The organism is Methylocystis parvus OBBP, from assembly GCF_027571405.1.
GTDB classification, from domain to species: Bacteria; Pseudomonadota; Alphaproteobacteria; order Rhizobiales; family Beijerinckiaceae; genus Methylocystis; species Methylocystis parva.
On the sequence record NZ_CP092968.1, the window covers coordinates 2,957,254 to 2,969,303 of the forward strand.

Consider the following 12,050-nt stretch of genomic DNA (forward strand, 5'->3'; position numbering starts at 1 on the left):
ACGCTAGATGACGGTTTCTTCCAGTTTGATGCAGGGTAAGCGCGGGCTCGTGATGGGCGTCGCGAACGATCATTCGATCGCCTACGGAATTGCGCGCGTGCTGGCCCGCCATGGCGCGCAGCTCGCCTTCACCTATCAGGGCGAGGCGCTGGGCAAGCGCGTGAAACCGCTCGCCGAGGAGATGGGCTCCAATCTCGTGCTCCCCTGTGACGCCGAGGACATCTCCACCGTCGACGCCGTTTTCGCGCGCCTCAAGGAGGAATGGGGCGAGATGGACTTCCTCGTCCATTCCATCGCCTATTCCGACAAGAGCGAATTGAAGGGCCTCTACGCCGACACGTCGCGCGAGAATTTCATCCGCACCATGGTCATTTCCTGCTTCTCCTTCACGGAGGCCGCAAAGCGCGCCGCGGCGATGATGAAGGACGGCGGCTCCATGGTGACGGTGAGCTTCGGCGGTGGCACGCATGTCATGCCGAATTACAATGTCATGGGCGTCGCCAAGGCGGCGCTCGATTCCTCCGTGCGCTATCTCGCGGCGGATTTCGGCGATCGCGGCATTCGCGTCAACGCGCTGTCGCCCGGACCGGTGCGCACAATGGCCGGCGCCGGCATCACCGGCGCGCGGGCGATGGGCGCCTTTCAGAAGCAGCACTGCCCGCTGCGGCGAATGATCACGCTGGATGAAATCGGCGGCTCGGCTCTCTACTTCTTGTCCGAGCTTTCCGGCGGCGTGACCGGCGAGATCCATCTCGTCGACGCCGGCTACAATATCATGCTGCAGCCGCGCCCGGAGGATTTGAACGGGGGCGAGTGAATCGCGCTTCCCGCCGAAGTGGAAACCGGTTCGGCGACGGAAGGCGTGAAAAGAAAAGATGAGAGGAGAGGATAAATGAAACGCGCGCTTTTCTCGATGTTCATTTTCCTTTCCGGCGCCGCGCCGGGTGTGGCGGAGAGCGCCAGTTCAGGCTCCGGGACGGGGCTCATAGAAGGCGTTTGCGCGACCTGCCATGCGGTCGACGCCGACCCCAACGCCAAGAGCCCGGACCCCAAGGCGCCGCGCTTCGTCGATGTGGCGAAAATGCCCTCGACGACGGAGCTGTCGATCAAGGTCTTCCTGCGCTCTTCGCACAAGAACATGCCGGATTTCATCCTCGGGGCCGACGAGATCGACAAGGCGACGGCGCATATTTTGGGGTTGAGGAAGAAATAGGGCCGTCTGTCTTCAACCGCCTACGAGGTTCAGGCGTTTTTCGATGCGTTCGATCCTCAACTGGATCGAAGCGATGGAGCCGTCCTGTGCGACTTCGCTTTGCATCTCCGCGCGGTTACGCGCAGTGTAACCGCTACGGAATATTATGGGAACGATAATCGCCGCGCAATTCTGCATACAGAGATGAGCGGCGAGAAGGCGTCACGCCGCCATCTTACGTCCGCTCATCTTGCGGCATTCCTCCGCGCAGCGGCGGCATTCAGCGGCGCAGTCCTTCATGTCGGGGATCGGATCGCATTCCTTTGCGCAATCCTCGCAGACATCGGCGCAGAGACGGCAGAAATCGGCGGCGCGCGGGGCCTTCATCAGCATCATGCCGGCGGCGTCGCGGCACATCTCGCCGCAGGCGATCATGGCGCGAAAATGCGGAGGCTTCACATGGTCGCCGCCCTTTTCGAGGCAATGCGTCATCGCCATTCCGAAACACATCTGATAGCAGCGCAGACATTCGTCGATGCAGCGCTGCATCTCGCTCGACATCATGTGCATCGCTTTTCCCCGTGGTTCGCGTCCCCCGGCTTCCGGGCAGCTAGGCCGCCTCTCGTGCGGATCAACCCCGACCCGGCGGCGGACTCTTTTGCTTGACTCTTTCGGCTGTGAGAACAAATATCGAACACGCGCCCAGGCGCCTCTCGCAAAATTAGGAATTCGGGAACCGATGTCGCAGGGCGGCTTATCGGAACGCATCGGCTTTTTGCGTCGCCGGATCGCCGCGATCGAGGCGCGGGACGGCGCGGCGCGTCCGCGTGCGGCGGGGAGCGGTTTTCTCGATGCGCTTTTCGCAGGATGCGGGGGGCTCGCCGAAATCTTTTCCGCCCGCCCGCCGGACGTTCCCGCAGCCGCGGCCTTCGCTCTGGCCATGGCGCTGCGCGCCCGGGCGGCGCGGGGCGGCGGGGCGATGGTCTTCATTGTAGAGGATTTCGGCGCCGGGGAGTTCGGCCTGCCTTATGGGCGGGGTCTCGCGGGGGCGGGGCTCGATCTTTCCCGCTTCGCGCTCGTGCGCGCGCGCCGGCCGCGCGAGACGCTCTGGGCCATGGAGGAGGCGCTGAGAAGCCCCGCCTGCGCGGCCGTCGTCGCCGAAAGCGCGGTCGATCCCCGGCTTTACGATCTCGCCGCCTCGCGCCGCCTTCTGCTCGCGGCGCGGCGGGGCGGGACGCTGGGCCTGCTCGCGCCGCAGGGGAGCGAGGCGGCGCGTTTCTCCAGCGCCGCGGAGCTGCGCGCGGAGATCGCCGCCGCGCCGCCGCACATGCGCTCCCATGCCGAGGAACCTGCGCGGCAGGCGTCTCGAAGCGTCCGGCCGCCGCTTTTGCCCTTCGCTCCCTTCCGCTGGCGGCTGCGGGTCTTGAAGGCCCGCGCCGGCCTCTTTGGCGAAATCGATCCGTCGCAATGGCGCGACATCGTCTTCGATCCTGAAAAAGCAGCGTTCCGTCATGCGTTTTCTAAGCGTCTTCCTGCCGAGGCTTCCGACCGACCGGTTGTTGCGGAGCCTGAACGGCGCCGCGCCTGAAACTTCCAAAGGTTCGGAGCGCGCGGCTCTGGCCCTTTACGCCCGCGTGAAGGGGGCGGAGCGGCTCACGGCCGTCGACGCGTGCGCCCAAAAGCTCGGACTCGTCCCCGGCCTCGCGGTCGTTGACGCCCGCGCCCGCTGTCCGACGCTGGCGCTCGCCGAGGCCGACCCGCAAGCCGACGCCGCGCTCATTGAAGCCCTCGCCGATTGGAGCCGCCGCTTCACGCCGCTCGCCGCGCCTGATCCGCCGGACGGGCTGATGCTCGACGTGACGGGCGCGGCGCATCTCTTCGGCGGCGAGGCCGCGCTTCTCGACGACATCGAAACCCGGCTGCGGCGCCTCGGTTTTTCCGCCCGCGCCGCGCTGGCCCCGGGACCCGCGCTCGCCCGCGCGCTGGCGCGCTTTTCCAATGTGAGGCGCGTCGCGGAGGCGGCGGCGCAGGACGAATTGGACGCGCTCGCCGCGGGCTTGCCCATCGACGCGCTGGGCGTGGCGGCGGAAACGCGCGCCGGCATGCGCCGCGCCGGGCTCCGTTCCGTCGGCGATCTTCTCTCGCGCCCCCGCGCGCCGCTCGCCGCCCGTTTCGGTCGCGAGGCGCTGACTCGGCTCGACGCGCTGACCTGCCGGATACGCGACCCCATAACCCCCCGTTTCGAGGCCCCGGCCTTCATCGCCGAACGCCGCTTTCCGGACGGGCTGACGCAGCAGGCCGATCTCGAGGCGACGCTCGAGCGCCTCGCCGCCGGTCTTTGCCCCATGCTCGAGCGCGCGGGCGTCGGCGCGCGGCGGCTTGAGGCCGTCTTCTACCGCGTCGACGGCGCCGTGAAGCGCATTGCGGCCGGGACGAGCCGGCCCTTGCGCGATCCCGCCCGCCTCGCCGCGCTGCTCATCGAGCGGCTCGCGGCGATAGCGGAAGAGGGGCTCGACACCGGCTATGGCTTCGACGTGCTGCGCCTTTGCGCGCGCGAAGTCGAAACCGCGCCGCCGCCGCAGACGGCGTTCGCCGTCTCCAATTCACGGACGGATTTTCGTGGGGAGGCGAATGACGCCGATTTCGCCGATCTTCTCGACAGGCTCGGCGCGCGGCTCGGCCTTCGCCGGGTGCGGCGGCTCCATGCGCAGGAGGCGCATCTCCCCGAATTCGCCGTCGCCGCCGTTCCGGCCGCGTTCGGCCCGCCGCAAAGCTTCCCGCCGCAGGAGGCGGTGCGGCCGCTGCGGCTCTTCGAGCGCCCGGAGCCTATCGAAACGATCGCCCTTTTTCCCGACGGCCCGCCCTTGCGCTTCCGCTGGCGGCGCGTGCTGCATGACGTCGTCGCCTATGAGGGGCCGGAGCGCCTCGCGCCGCCCTGGTGGGGCGAGGCGCGGGACGGCCTCACCCGGGATTATTTCCACGCGCAGGACAGGGACGGCCGGCTCTTCTGGCTTTTCCGCGAAGGGCTTTATGCACAGGAGACGCAAGCGCCGCGCTGGTTCGTCCACGGTCTTTCCTGAAAGCCGCGTCTTGACTCATCGACAGGCGCTCCCAAGCTACAAAGCGTCCGCGCGTCATCTTGACGTCATGTTTTCCAGACGAAGTCGTTTGGCGGCGCCGGTCGCACGACCGGGCTTCGCCCTTCACGCGAGCGGCAGATGCGAAAAGACGAGGACCTCGCTATCTCTTCACAGCCCGGCCTGCCAGCCGTCATCAGGCGCAAAAGCTTTTTCGAGACCTTGCAAGACCGACTGCCGCATGGCGCCGTCCATATTTTCGGAGCGCTCGCAAGTCTCGCGCTTTTCGGCGTCGCCGCCTATATCCTCGCCGGCGTTCTCTCCAATATCCGTTACGCGGATCTTGTTGAGGCGCTGAAGGCGACGAGCGGCGCCCAGATCCTCGCCGCGCTCTTCTGCGTGACGATCTCCTATGTCGCGCTGACGGGCTACGACTTCGCCGCCTTGCGCCAGATCCGTCATCACGCGCCCTATCGCATCACGGCGCTGGCGTCTTTCGCGAGTTTCGCGCTGTCCTTCAATCTCGGCTTTCCGGTCGTCACCGGCGCCGCGATACGCTACTGGATCTATTCCCGCGTGCAGATGACCGCGCTGCAGGTCGCAAACATCACGGTCATCACCGGGGTCACCTTCTGGCTGGGCATGACGACGGTCATCGGCTTCGCGCTGGTGAAGGGAGCGGAATCCCTCGCCGCGCTCGATGGTCTTCCCGTCGCGATGCATATGGCGCTCGGCGTTCTCATTCTCGCCGGCGTCGCGGGCTATGGGGCCTGGGTCGCGCTGGAGCCGCGCCATATCCGTCTTCGCGGCCATGTGCTGGAGATGCCGGGCGTCGGATCGACGATCGCGCAAGTGATCGTCGGCGCCGTCGACATCTGCGCGGCGGCGGCGGCGCTTTACATGCTGCTGCCGCAGGGCGTGCATCTCGACTTCACGGCCTTTCTCGCCGTCTATGTCTTCGCCTGCAGCCTCGGCGTGGTGAGTCACGCGCCGGGCGGCATCGGCGTCTTCGAGGCCACCATGCTGCACGCGCTGCCGGGCGCGTCGCAGGAAAGCGTGCTGGCCTCGCTTCTTCTGTTCCGCGTCATTTATTACTTCCTGCCCTTCATCGTCGCCCTGGCGGTGCTCGGCGCAGACGAAGGCGCGCGCCGCTGGGGCGCCTTGCGCGAAGCGGTCGCGCGCATCATTGAAGAACGCGCGCCTTGAGCGATTGACCTGAAAGCCAAACGCAATGCCGCCGAAAAAATGGCCCGCCGAAGATAAGCTCGGCCCGGTTATCGACGCCTTTCCGGAGCCAGTCTTCGTCATCGACGCCGAGACCCATGCGCTCGCCTTCAACGGCGCGGCGCGCGCGCTGGCGCCGACGCTGCGCATCGGCGAGCCTCTTTCCCGCAGCCTCCGCTCGCCCGACATGCTCGACGCCGCCATGCGCGTCCTCGCCGGCGGCAAGGCGGAAAAGGCGTCATGGGTCGAGCGTCTGCCGCTCGAGCGCTGGTTCGAAGCGCATATCGCGCCCATCCACTTCGCGGGCTATGAGACGGCGGCGATGATCAGCATGCGCGATCTCACCGAGGCGCATCGCGTCGAGCGCATGCGCGTCGATTTCGTCGCCAACGCCAGCCATGAATTGCGCACCCCGCTCGCGTCGCTTCTCGGCTTCGTCGAGACCCTGCAGGGGCCGGCGAAGAACGATCCCGCGGCGCGAGACAGATTTCTGAGCATCATGCGCGAACAGGCGCAGCGCATGGCGCGTCTCGTCGACGATCTGCTGTCGCTCTCGCGCATCGAACAGCATATGCATGTGCGGCCGGCCGAGAGCGTCGATTTCACCATGCTCGTCGCGCATATCGTCGACACGCTCACGCCGATGGCCGAGGAAAACGACATTCCGCTCGCGCTCGATCTCGAACCCAACGTCATCGTCCCCGGCGATCGCGACGAACTTGCGCGCATCGTCGAAAATCTCGTCGAGAACGCGATCAAATACGGCCGATGCGAAGGCGCGCCCCGTCCCATCGAACTCAATCTGGCGCGAAAGGGCGTCTACGCCGTCTTCTCCGTGCGCGACCATGGGCCGGGCGTGGCGCAGGAGCATATTCCGCGCCTGACCGAGCGCTTCTATCGCGTCGACGCCGGCAAGAGCCGCGCGAAAGGCGGGACGGGGCTCGGGCTCGCGATCGTCAAGCACATCGTCCTTCGCCATCGCGGAAGGCTCGGCATCGAGTCCGGATTGGGGGCGGGATCACTGTTCCGCGTAACGCTCCCCGCCGTCGACGCCGCTCTGCAACATGCTAGTAAGTAGTTGAATATTTGCAGTTATTATAGTCATAAAATTGTAACATAAACGTCACAAAACTCTGTTGCCGCGTCGCTAAGAACGAAGCGGAGCAGGCGCTGCGCGCCTCTCGATTGGTTCTCGAGCTGAAAGCGATCATCAAATGATCTCCAAGATTTTGACGCGCGCCGCCATCGCGACCGCCGCCGTCGCAGCTATGGCCGGCGCCGCGCTCGCCCTGGACATTTCTGGCGCCGGCGCCACCTTCCCCTATCCGATCTACGCCAAATGGGCGGAGACCTATAAGGCGGAAACCGGCAACGGCCTCAATTACCAGTCGATCGGCTCCGGCGGCGGCATCAAGCAGATCAAGGCCCGCACCGTCACCTTCGGCGCCTCCGACAAGCCGCTGAAGGCGGACGAACTCGACGCCGGCAGCCTGGTGCAGTGGCCGCAGGTCATCGGCGGCATCGTGATGGTCGTCAATCTCGACGGCGTCGCGCCCGGCGATCTCGTTCTCGACGGCCCGACCGTCGCCAAGATCTTCCTCGGGGACATCAAGAGCTGGGACGACGCGGCGATCAAGAAGCTGAATCCGAAGGCCAAGCTTTCCGCCACGCCGATCGTCGTCGTTCACCGTTCGGACGGATCGGGCACGACCTTCAACTTCACCAACTATCTCTCCAAGGTCTCCGCGGACTGGAAGAGCAAGGTCGGCGAAGAGTCGGCCGTCGAATGGCCGGCCGGCATCGGCGCCAAGGGCAATGAAGGCGTCGCCAACAACGTGTCCAACACCAAGGGCGCGATCGGCTATGTCGAATATGCCTACGCCAAGCAGAACAAGCTGACGCACACGAAGCTCGTGAACGCCGCCGGCAAGGTCGTCGCGCCGGGCCTGGAGAGCTTCCAGTCCGCCGCCGCCAGCGCCGATTGGGCGAAGGCGCCGGGCTTCTACCAGATCATCACCAACGAGCCGGGCGCCAAGTCCTGGCCGATCTCCGCCGCGACCTTCATCCTTCTGCCGAAGGACCCGAAGGACGAGGCCGCCGCCGCGGAAGCGCTGAAATTCTTTGGCTGGGCCTTCGACAAGGGCGCCAAGCAGGCCGAGGAGCTGGACTATATCCCGATGCCCAAGCCGGTCGTCGAGCTCATCAAGAAGAGCTGGGCGAATGTGAAGGGCGCCGACGGAAAGCCGCTCGCGCATTAAGCCGCAGCGACGCCCGATTGCGGCGTCCGCGCCGGCGGTTCAAAGATGAGCCGCCATAAAGAAAGGACGCCGGTTCGAACGAACCGGCGTCGGGAGTTCTAAATGACGACGACCGAGCCAAGGCGTGAATCCAACGAGGCTGGAACAATGTCGGATGTGATCCTGGAAAGCGTGGCTCCAAGCCGTTCCGCGCCCGTCGATCGCGCAAACGCGCTTGCCGGAATCGCGCTTGTCGACCGCATTTTCCATCAAGTGACGCGTATCGCCGCGATCATCGTGCTGGCGCTCCTCGGCGGCGTCATCCTGTCCCTGGTCCACGGTTCTCTGCCGGCGATCAAGGCCTTCGGCGTCGGCTTCCTCTTCTCGCAGGCCTGGAACCCGGTCACGGACAATTTCGGCGCGATGCCGGCGATCTACGGCACGATCGTCACGTCGATCATCGCCATGCTCATCGCGGTGCCGGTGGGCCTCGGCGTCGCGACCTTCCTCACCGAGCTCTGCCCCCATCCGCTGCGCCGGCCGATCGGCGTCGCGATCGAGCTGCTCGCCGGCATTCCCTCGATCATCTACGGCATTTGGGGTCTCTTCGTTCTGGCGCCTTTCGTCCAGACCTACGTCCAGCCGGGGCTGATCTCGCTCTTTGGCGACGTGCCGGTGCTCTCGACCCTCTTCGCCGGGCCGCCTTACGGCATCGGCATGCTGACGGCGGGCTTCATCCTCGCCATCATGGTCCTGCCCTTCATCGCCTCGATCTCGCGAGACGTCTTCGATACGGTTCCTCCGGTTCTCAAGGAAGCGGCGACGGGCCTCGGCTGCACGACATGGGAGATGATGCGCCATGTCGTACTGCCCTATACGCGCGTCGGCGTGATCGGCGGCGTCATGCTCGGGCTCGGCCGCGCGCTCGGCGAGACGATGGCCGTCACTTTCGTCATCGGCAACGCCCACAAGGTCTCGCCCTCTCTGCTGGCGCCGGGCACGACGATCTCCGCGACGATCGCCAATGAGTTCACCGAGGCCGTCGGCGACATCTACACTTCCGCTCTCATCGAGCTCGGCCTCATCCTCTTCGTCATCACCTTCATCGTCCTCGCGATCGCGCGTTACATGCTGATGCGCATCGAGCGGAAGTCGGCTTAAGGAAAAGCGCGCCATGTCTCTCTACGCCGCGCGCCGCAAGCGCAATTCGATGGCGACGGGTCTCGCCTGGGGGGCCGCGATATTCGGCCTCGCCTGGCTCTTTCTGATCCTCGCTTCGCTTTTCTATGAAGGCGTCAAGGGTCTGTCGCCCGCGGTCTTCACGCAGATGACGCCGCCGCCCGGCAGCCAGGGCGGCCTGATGAACGCGATCGCCGGCTCGCTCCTCATGACGGTCATCGGCGTCGCGATCGGCACGCCGCTCGGCATGCTCGCCGGCACCTATATGGCGGAATACGGCCGCTACTCGAAGCTCACCACGGTGGTGCGCTTCATCAACGACATTCTGCTCAGCGCGCCGTCCATCGTCATCGGCCTCTTCGTCTACACCCTGCTCGTCGCGCCGATGGGCCATTTCTCCGGCATATCCGGCGCGGTCGCGCTCTCGATCCTCGTCGTGCCGGTCGTTCTCCGCACGACGGAGGACATGCTGTTGCTTGTGCCGGGTTCGCTGCGCGAGGCGGCGGCCGCGCTCGGCGCCCCGCGCGCGCATGTCATCGTGCATGTCGCCTATCGCGCGGCGAAGGCCGGCATCGTCACCGGGGTCCTGCTCGCGGTCGCGCGCGTCTCGGGCGAGACGGCGCCGCTTCTCTTCACCGCGCTGAACAACCAGTTCTGGAGCACGGATCTCAATGCGCCGATGGCGAGCCTGCCGGTTGTCATCTTCCAGTTCGCATTGTCGCCCTACAAGGATTGGCAGCAGTTGGCCTGGACCGGCGCGCTGCTCATCACTGTCGCCGTGCTTGCCTTGTCGATTACAGCCCGCGCCTTGAGCGCCGGCCGGAGAAAAGCGAAATGAACGCCCCCGCTCAGGTGAAAGAACACACTGTAACCAAGGTTTCGGTTCGCAGTCTGGATTTCTATTACGGCTCGACGCGCTCGCTGAAGTCCATCTCGCTGCCGCTGCACGCCAACAAGGTGACGGCCTTCATCGGGCCGTCGGGCTGCGGCAAGTCGACATTGCTGCGCGTGCTGAACCGGATGTACGATCTCTATCCCGGCCAGCGCGCCGATGGCGAGGTGCTGCTCGACGGAGAGAATATTCTCGATCCCGCGGTCGACCTCAATGCGCTGCGCGCGCGCATCGGCATGATCTTCCAGAAGCCGACGCCCTTCCCCATGTCGATCTACGAGAATGTGGCTTTCGGCGTGCGTCTCTATGAAAAGCTCTCGCGCGCCGAGATGGACGCGCGCGTCGAGCAGGCGTTGCGCGGCGCGGCGCTTTGGGACGAAGTGAAGGACAAGCTTCAGTCGAGCGGTCTCGGCCTCTCGGGCGGCCAGCAGCAGCGTCTCTGCATCGCGCGCAGCGTCGCCGTGCAGCCGGAGGTCATCCTTTTCGACGAGCCCTGCTCCGCGCTCGATCCCATCTCGACCGCCAAGGTCGAGGAGCTGATCGAGGAGCTCGCCGCGCAATACACCATCGCCATCGTCACGCATAACATGCAGCAGGCGGTGCGCGTCTCGGACTATACGGCCTTCATGTATCTCGGCGAGCTTGTCGAATTCGGGGATACGGACGAGGTCTTCAACAGGCCGAGAGAAAAGCGCACCCAAGACTACATCACCGGCCGCTTCGGCTGAAGCTCATTTAAGGAAATCGCGATGACCGACCATACCGTCAAGTCCTACGACCGCGATCTCGAAGCGTTGGGACGTCGCATCTCTGAAATGGGCGGCGTCGCCGAAAAGATGCTCTCCGAGGCGATGGAGGCCTTGTCGAATCTCGACGTCGAACTCGCCAAGCGCGTCGTTTCGAGCGATCCCCGCCTCGACGCTTTGCAGCGCGAGGTCGAGGAAGCCGCGATCATGACGATCGCCCGCCGCCAGCCGCTCGCCATCGATCTGCGCGAATGCATCGCCGCTATTCGCATCTCCGGCGACATCGAACGGATCGGCGATCTCGCCAAGAACATCGCCAAGCGCACGCTCAAGATCGCGACGGAAGCCCGCCTGCCGCGCGCCATCGTCGGCCTCAAATCGATGCATGAGATCGCGGCGACGCAGCTCAAGGACGCGCTCGACGCCTATGCCGAGCGCGACGTCGAGCGGGCGCGCGCCGTCTGGGAGAACGACGCCGATCTCGACGCTCTGGAAGACTCGGTGTTTCGCGACCTTCTCACCTTCATGATGGAGGATCCGCGCAACATCTCCTTCTGCACGCATCTCCTGTTCTGTTCGAAAAATCTCGAGCGCATCGGCGATCACACGACCAACATCTCCGAAACGATCGTCTATCTCGTCACCGGCGAGGCCATGCCGATGGAGCGGCCGAAGCTGCGCCCCGCCGGCTTCGCCGGCGAGGGTGAAGCCGCGCAATGAACGAACCGATCGTCCAAACAGCTCTCCGCGAGGGCAAGAGCGACCGCGCGCCGCGAATTCTCGTCGTTGAGGACGAGGTCCCGCTTGCGACGCTCCTTGTCTATAATCTCGAAGCCGAGGGCTATCAGGTCGAGCATGTCGACAATGGCGACGAAGCCGAGCTTCGCATCGCCGAGTCGCCGCCAGACCTCGTTCTGCTCGATTGGATGCTGCCCGGCGTTTCCGGACTCGAAATCTGCCGGCGCCTGCGCGCCCGCGACATCGCCCGGGACATGCCGATCATCATGCTGACGGCGCGGGGCGAAGAGGCCGAGCGCGTGCGCGGCCTTTCGGTCGGCGCCGACGACTATGTGGTGAAGCCCTTTTCGACGCCGGAATTGATGGCCCGCGTGCGCGCGCTCCTGCGCCGCGCCCGCCCTGAGCGCGTCGCCTCGAAACTGACGCTGGGCGATATCGACCTCGATCGGGAAACGCGCCGGGTGCGCCGTTCCGGCCGTGAGATCCATCTCGGCCCGACCGAGTTCCGTCTGCTCGAATATTTCATGGAGAAGCCGGGCCGCGTCTTTACGCGCGCGCAGCTGCTCGACAGCGTCTGGGGCATGTCGGCGGAGATCGACGAGCGCACGGTCGACGTGCATGTCGGACGCCTCCGCAAGGCGCTTATTCGCGGGCGGGAGAAAGACCCGATCCGCACCGTGCGCGGCTCGGGCTATTCCTTCGACGAGACTTTCGGCCGCGATTAGCCTTCGCCGTCAAGCGCGGGAACGCTTTGGGCGCGCCCTC

At 65.5% G+C, this 12,050-nt stretch carries 13 protein-coding genes; 12 read left to right on the top strand and 1 reads right to left on the bottom strand.

Translation table 11 applies throughout. The features are described from left to right. Positions 1–7 precede the first annotated feature (7 nt). Positions 8–817 (top strand): enoyl-ACP reductase FabI, encoded by an 810-nt coding sequence (gene fabI / locus MMG94_RS14400; RefSeq protein WP_026016512.1) that lies wholly within the window; start codon positions 8–10, stop codon positions 815–817. A gap of 75 nt (positions 818–892) precedes the next feature. Next, a complete protein-coding gene (locus MMG94_RS14405) occupies positions 893–1,213 on the top strand; it encodes a c-type cytochrome (RefSeq protein WP_016921724.1) in 321 nt (106 codons plus the stop codon). 201 nt (positions 1,214–1,414) lie between these two features. Here the strand turns inward: MMG94_RS14405 and MMG94_RS14410 are convergent, their stop codons facing one another. Continuing rightward, positions 1,415–1,762, bottom strand: a complete 348-nt coding sequence (locus MMG94_RS14410; RefSeq protein ID WP_020372486.1) for a four-helix bundle copper-binding protein — start codon at positions 1,760–1,762, stop codon at positions 1,415–1,417. A 169-nt stretch (positions 1,763–1,931) separates the two neighbouring features. Between MMG94_RS14410 and MMG94_RS14415 the strand changes: the two genes are divergently transcribed. The 10 genes from MMG94_RS14415 to phoB all read left to right on the top strand — a co-directional run bounded on the left by MMG94_RS14415 (position 1,932) and on the right by phoB (position 12,010). Further along, entirely contained in the window at positions 1,932–2,780 is an 849-nt protein-coding gene (locus MMG94_RS14415) for an ImuA family protein (RefSeq protein WP_016921721.1), read from the top strand. Next, positions 2,704–4,272 carry a Y-family DNA polymerase gene (locus tag MMG94_RS14420; RefSeq protein ID WP_051001175.1) on the top strand — a complete coding sequence of 523 codons (1,569 nt, stop codon included), beginning with the start codon at positions 2,704–2,706 and terminating at the stop codon, positions 4,270–4,272. The genes MMG94_RS14415 and MMG94_RS14420 overlap by 77 nt, the downstream gene beginning before the upstream one ends. A 138-nt stretch (positions 4,273–4,410) precedes the next feature. After that, positions 4,411–5,475, top strand: a complete 1,065-nt coding sequence (locus MMG94_RS14425; RefSeq protein WP_016921719.1) for a lysylphosphatidylglycerol synthase domain-containing protein — start codon at positions 4,411–4,413, stop codon at positions 5,473–5,475. A 25-nt stretch (positions 5,476–5,500) separates the two neighbouring features. Further along, entirely contained in the window at positions 5,501–6,571 is a 1,071-nt protein-coding gene (locus MMG94_RS14430) for an ATP-binding protein (RefSeq protein WP_016921718.1), read from the top strand. A gap of 136 nt (positions 6,572–6,707) precedes the next feature. Then, positions 6,708–7,751, top strand: a complete 1,044-nt coding sequence (pstS, locus tag MMG94_RS14435) for a phosphate ABC transporter substrate-binding protein PstS (protein WP_016921717.1) — start codon at positions 6,708–6,710, stop codon at positions 7,749–7,751. 147 nt (positions 7,752–7,898) lie between these two features. Beyond that, positions 7,899–8,891, top strand: a complete 993-nt coding sequence (pstC, locus tag MMG94_RS14440) for a phosphate ABC transporter permease subunit PstC (protein ID WP_016921716.1) — start codon at positions 7,899–7,901, stop codon at positions 8,889–8,891. A 13-nt stretch (positions 8,892–8,904) separates the two neighbouring features. After that, positions 8,905–9,747 (top strand): phosphate ABC transporter permease PstA, encoded by an 843-nt coding sequence (gene pstA, locus MMG94_RS14445; protein ID WP_016921715.1) that lies wholly within the window; start codon positions 8,905–8,907, stop codon positions 9,745–9,747. Continuing rightward, on the top strand, positions 9,744–10,529 hold the full coding sequence (pstB, locus tag MMG94_RS14450; protein WP_016921714.1) for a phosphate ABC transporter ATP-binding protein PstB: 786 nt from the start codon (positions 9,744–9,746) through the stop codon (positions 10,527–10,529). Before pstA ends, pstB begins: the two co-directional genes overlap by 4 nt. A 21-nt stretch (positions 10,530–10,550) precedes the next feature. Further along, positions 10,551–11,267, top strand: a complete 717-nt coding sequence (gene phoU, locus MMG94_RS14455; RefSeq protein ID WP_016921713.1) for a phosphate signaling complex protein PhoU — start codon at positions 10,551–10,553, stop codon at positions 11,265–11,267. Beyond that, positions 11,264–12,010 carry a phosphate regulon transcriptional regulator PhoB gene (phoB, locus tag MMG94_RS14460; protein ID WP_016921712.1) on the top strand — a complete coding sequence of 249 codons (747 nt, stop codon included), beginning with the start codon at positions 11,264–11,266 and terminating at the stop codon, positions 12,008–12,010. Before phoU ends, phoB begins: the two co-directional genes overlap by 4 nt. Positions 12,011–12,050 lie beyond the last annotated feature (40 nt).

Coding starts and splice junctions, on each gene's coding strand:
- fabI (WP_026016512.1), top strand. CDS start 8: ATGACGGTTTCTTCCAGTTTGATGCAGGGTAAGCGCGGGCTCGTGATG.
- MMG94_RS14405 (WP_016921724.1), top strand. CDS start 893: ATGAAACGCGCGCTTTTCTCGATGTTCATTTTCCTTTCCGGCGCCGCG.
- MMG94_RS14410 (WP_020372486.1), bottom strand. CDS start 1,762: ATGCACATGATGTCGAGCGAGATGCAGCGCTGCATCGACGAATGTCTG.
- MMG94_RS14415 (WP_016921721.1), top strand. CDS start 1,932: ATGTCGCAGGGCGGCTTATCGGAACGCATCGGCTTTTTGCGTCGCCGG.
- MMG94_RS14420 (WP_051001175.1), top strand. CDS start 2,704: ATGCGTTTTCTAAGCGTCTTCCTGCCGAGGCTTCCGACCGACCGGTTG.
- MMG94_RS14425 (WP_016921719.1), top strand. CDS start 4,411: ATGCGAAAAGACGAGGACCTCGCTATCTCTTCACAGCCCGGCCTGCCA.
- MMG94_RS14430 (WP_016921718.1), top strand. CDS start 5,501: ATGCCGCCGAAAAAATGGCCCGCCGAAGATAAGCTCGGCCCGGTTATC.
- pstS (WP_016921717.1), top strand. CDS start 6,708: ATGATCTCCAAGATTTTGACGCGCGCCGCCATCGCGACCGCCGCCGTC.
- pstC (WP_016921716.1), top strand. CDS start 7,899: ATGTCGGATGTGATCCTGGAAAGCGTGGCTCCAAGCCGTTCCGCGCCC.
- pstA (WP_016921715.1), top strand. CDS start 8,905: ATGTCTCTCTACGCCGCGCGCCGCAAGCGCAATTCGATGGCGACGGGT.
- pstB (WP_016921714.1), top strand. CDS start 9,744: ATGAACGCCCCCGCTCAGGTGAAAGAACACACTGTAACCAAGGTTTCG.
- phoU (WP_016921713.1), top strand. CDS start 10,551: ATGACCGACCATACCGTCAAGTCCTACGACCGCGATCTCGAAGCGTTG.
- phoB (WP_016921712.1), top strand. CDS start 11,264: ATGAACGAACCGATCGTCCAAACAGCTCTCCGCGAGGGCAAGAGCGAC.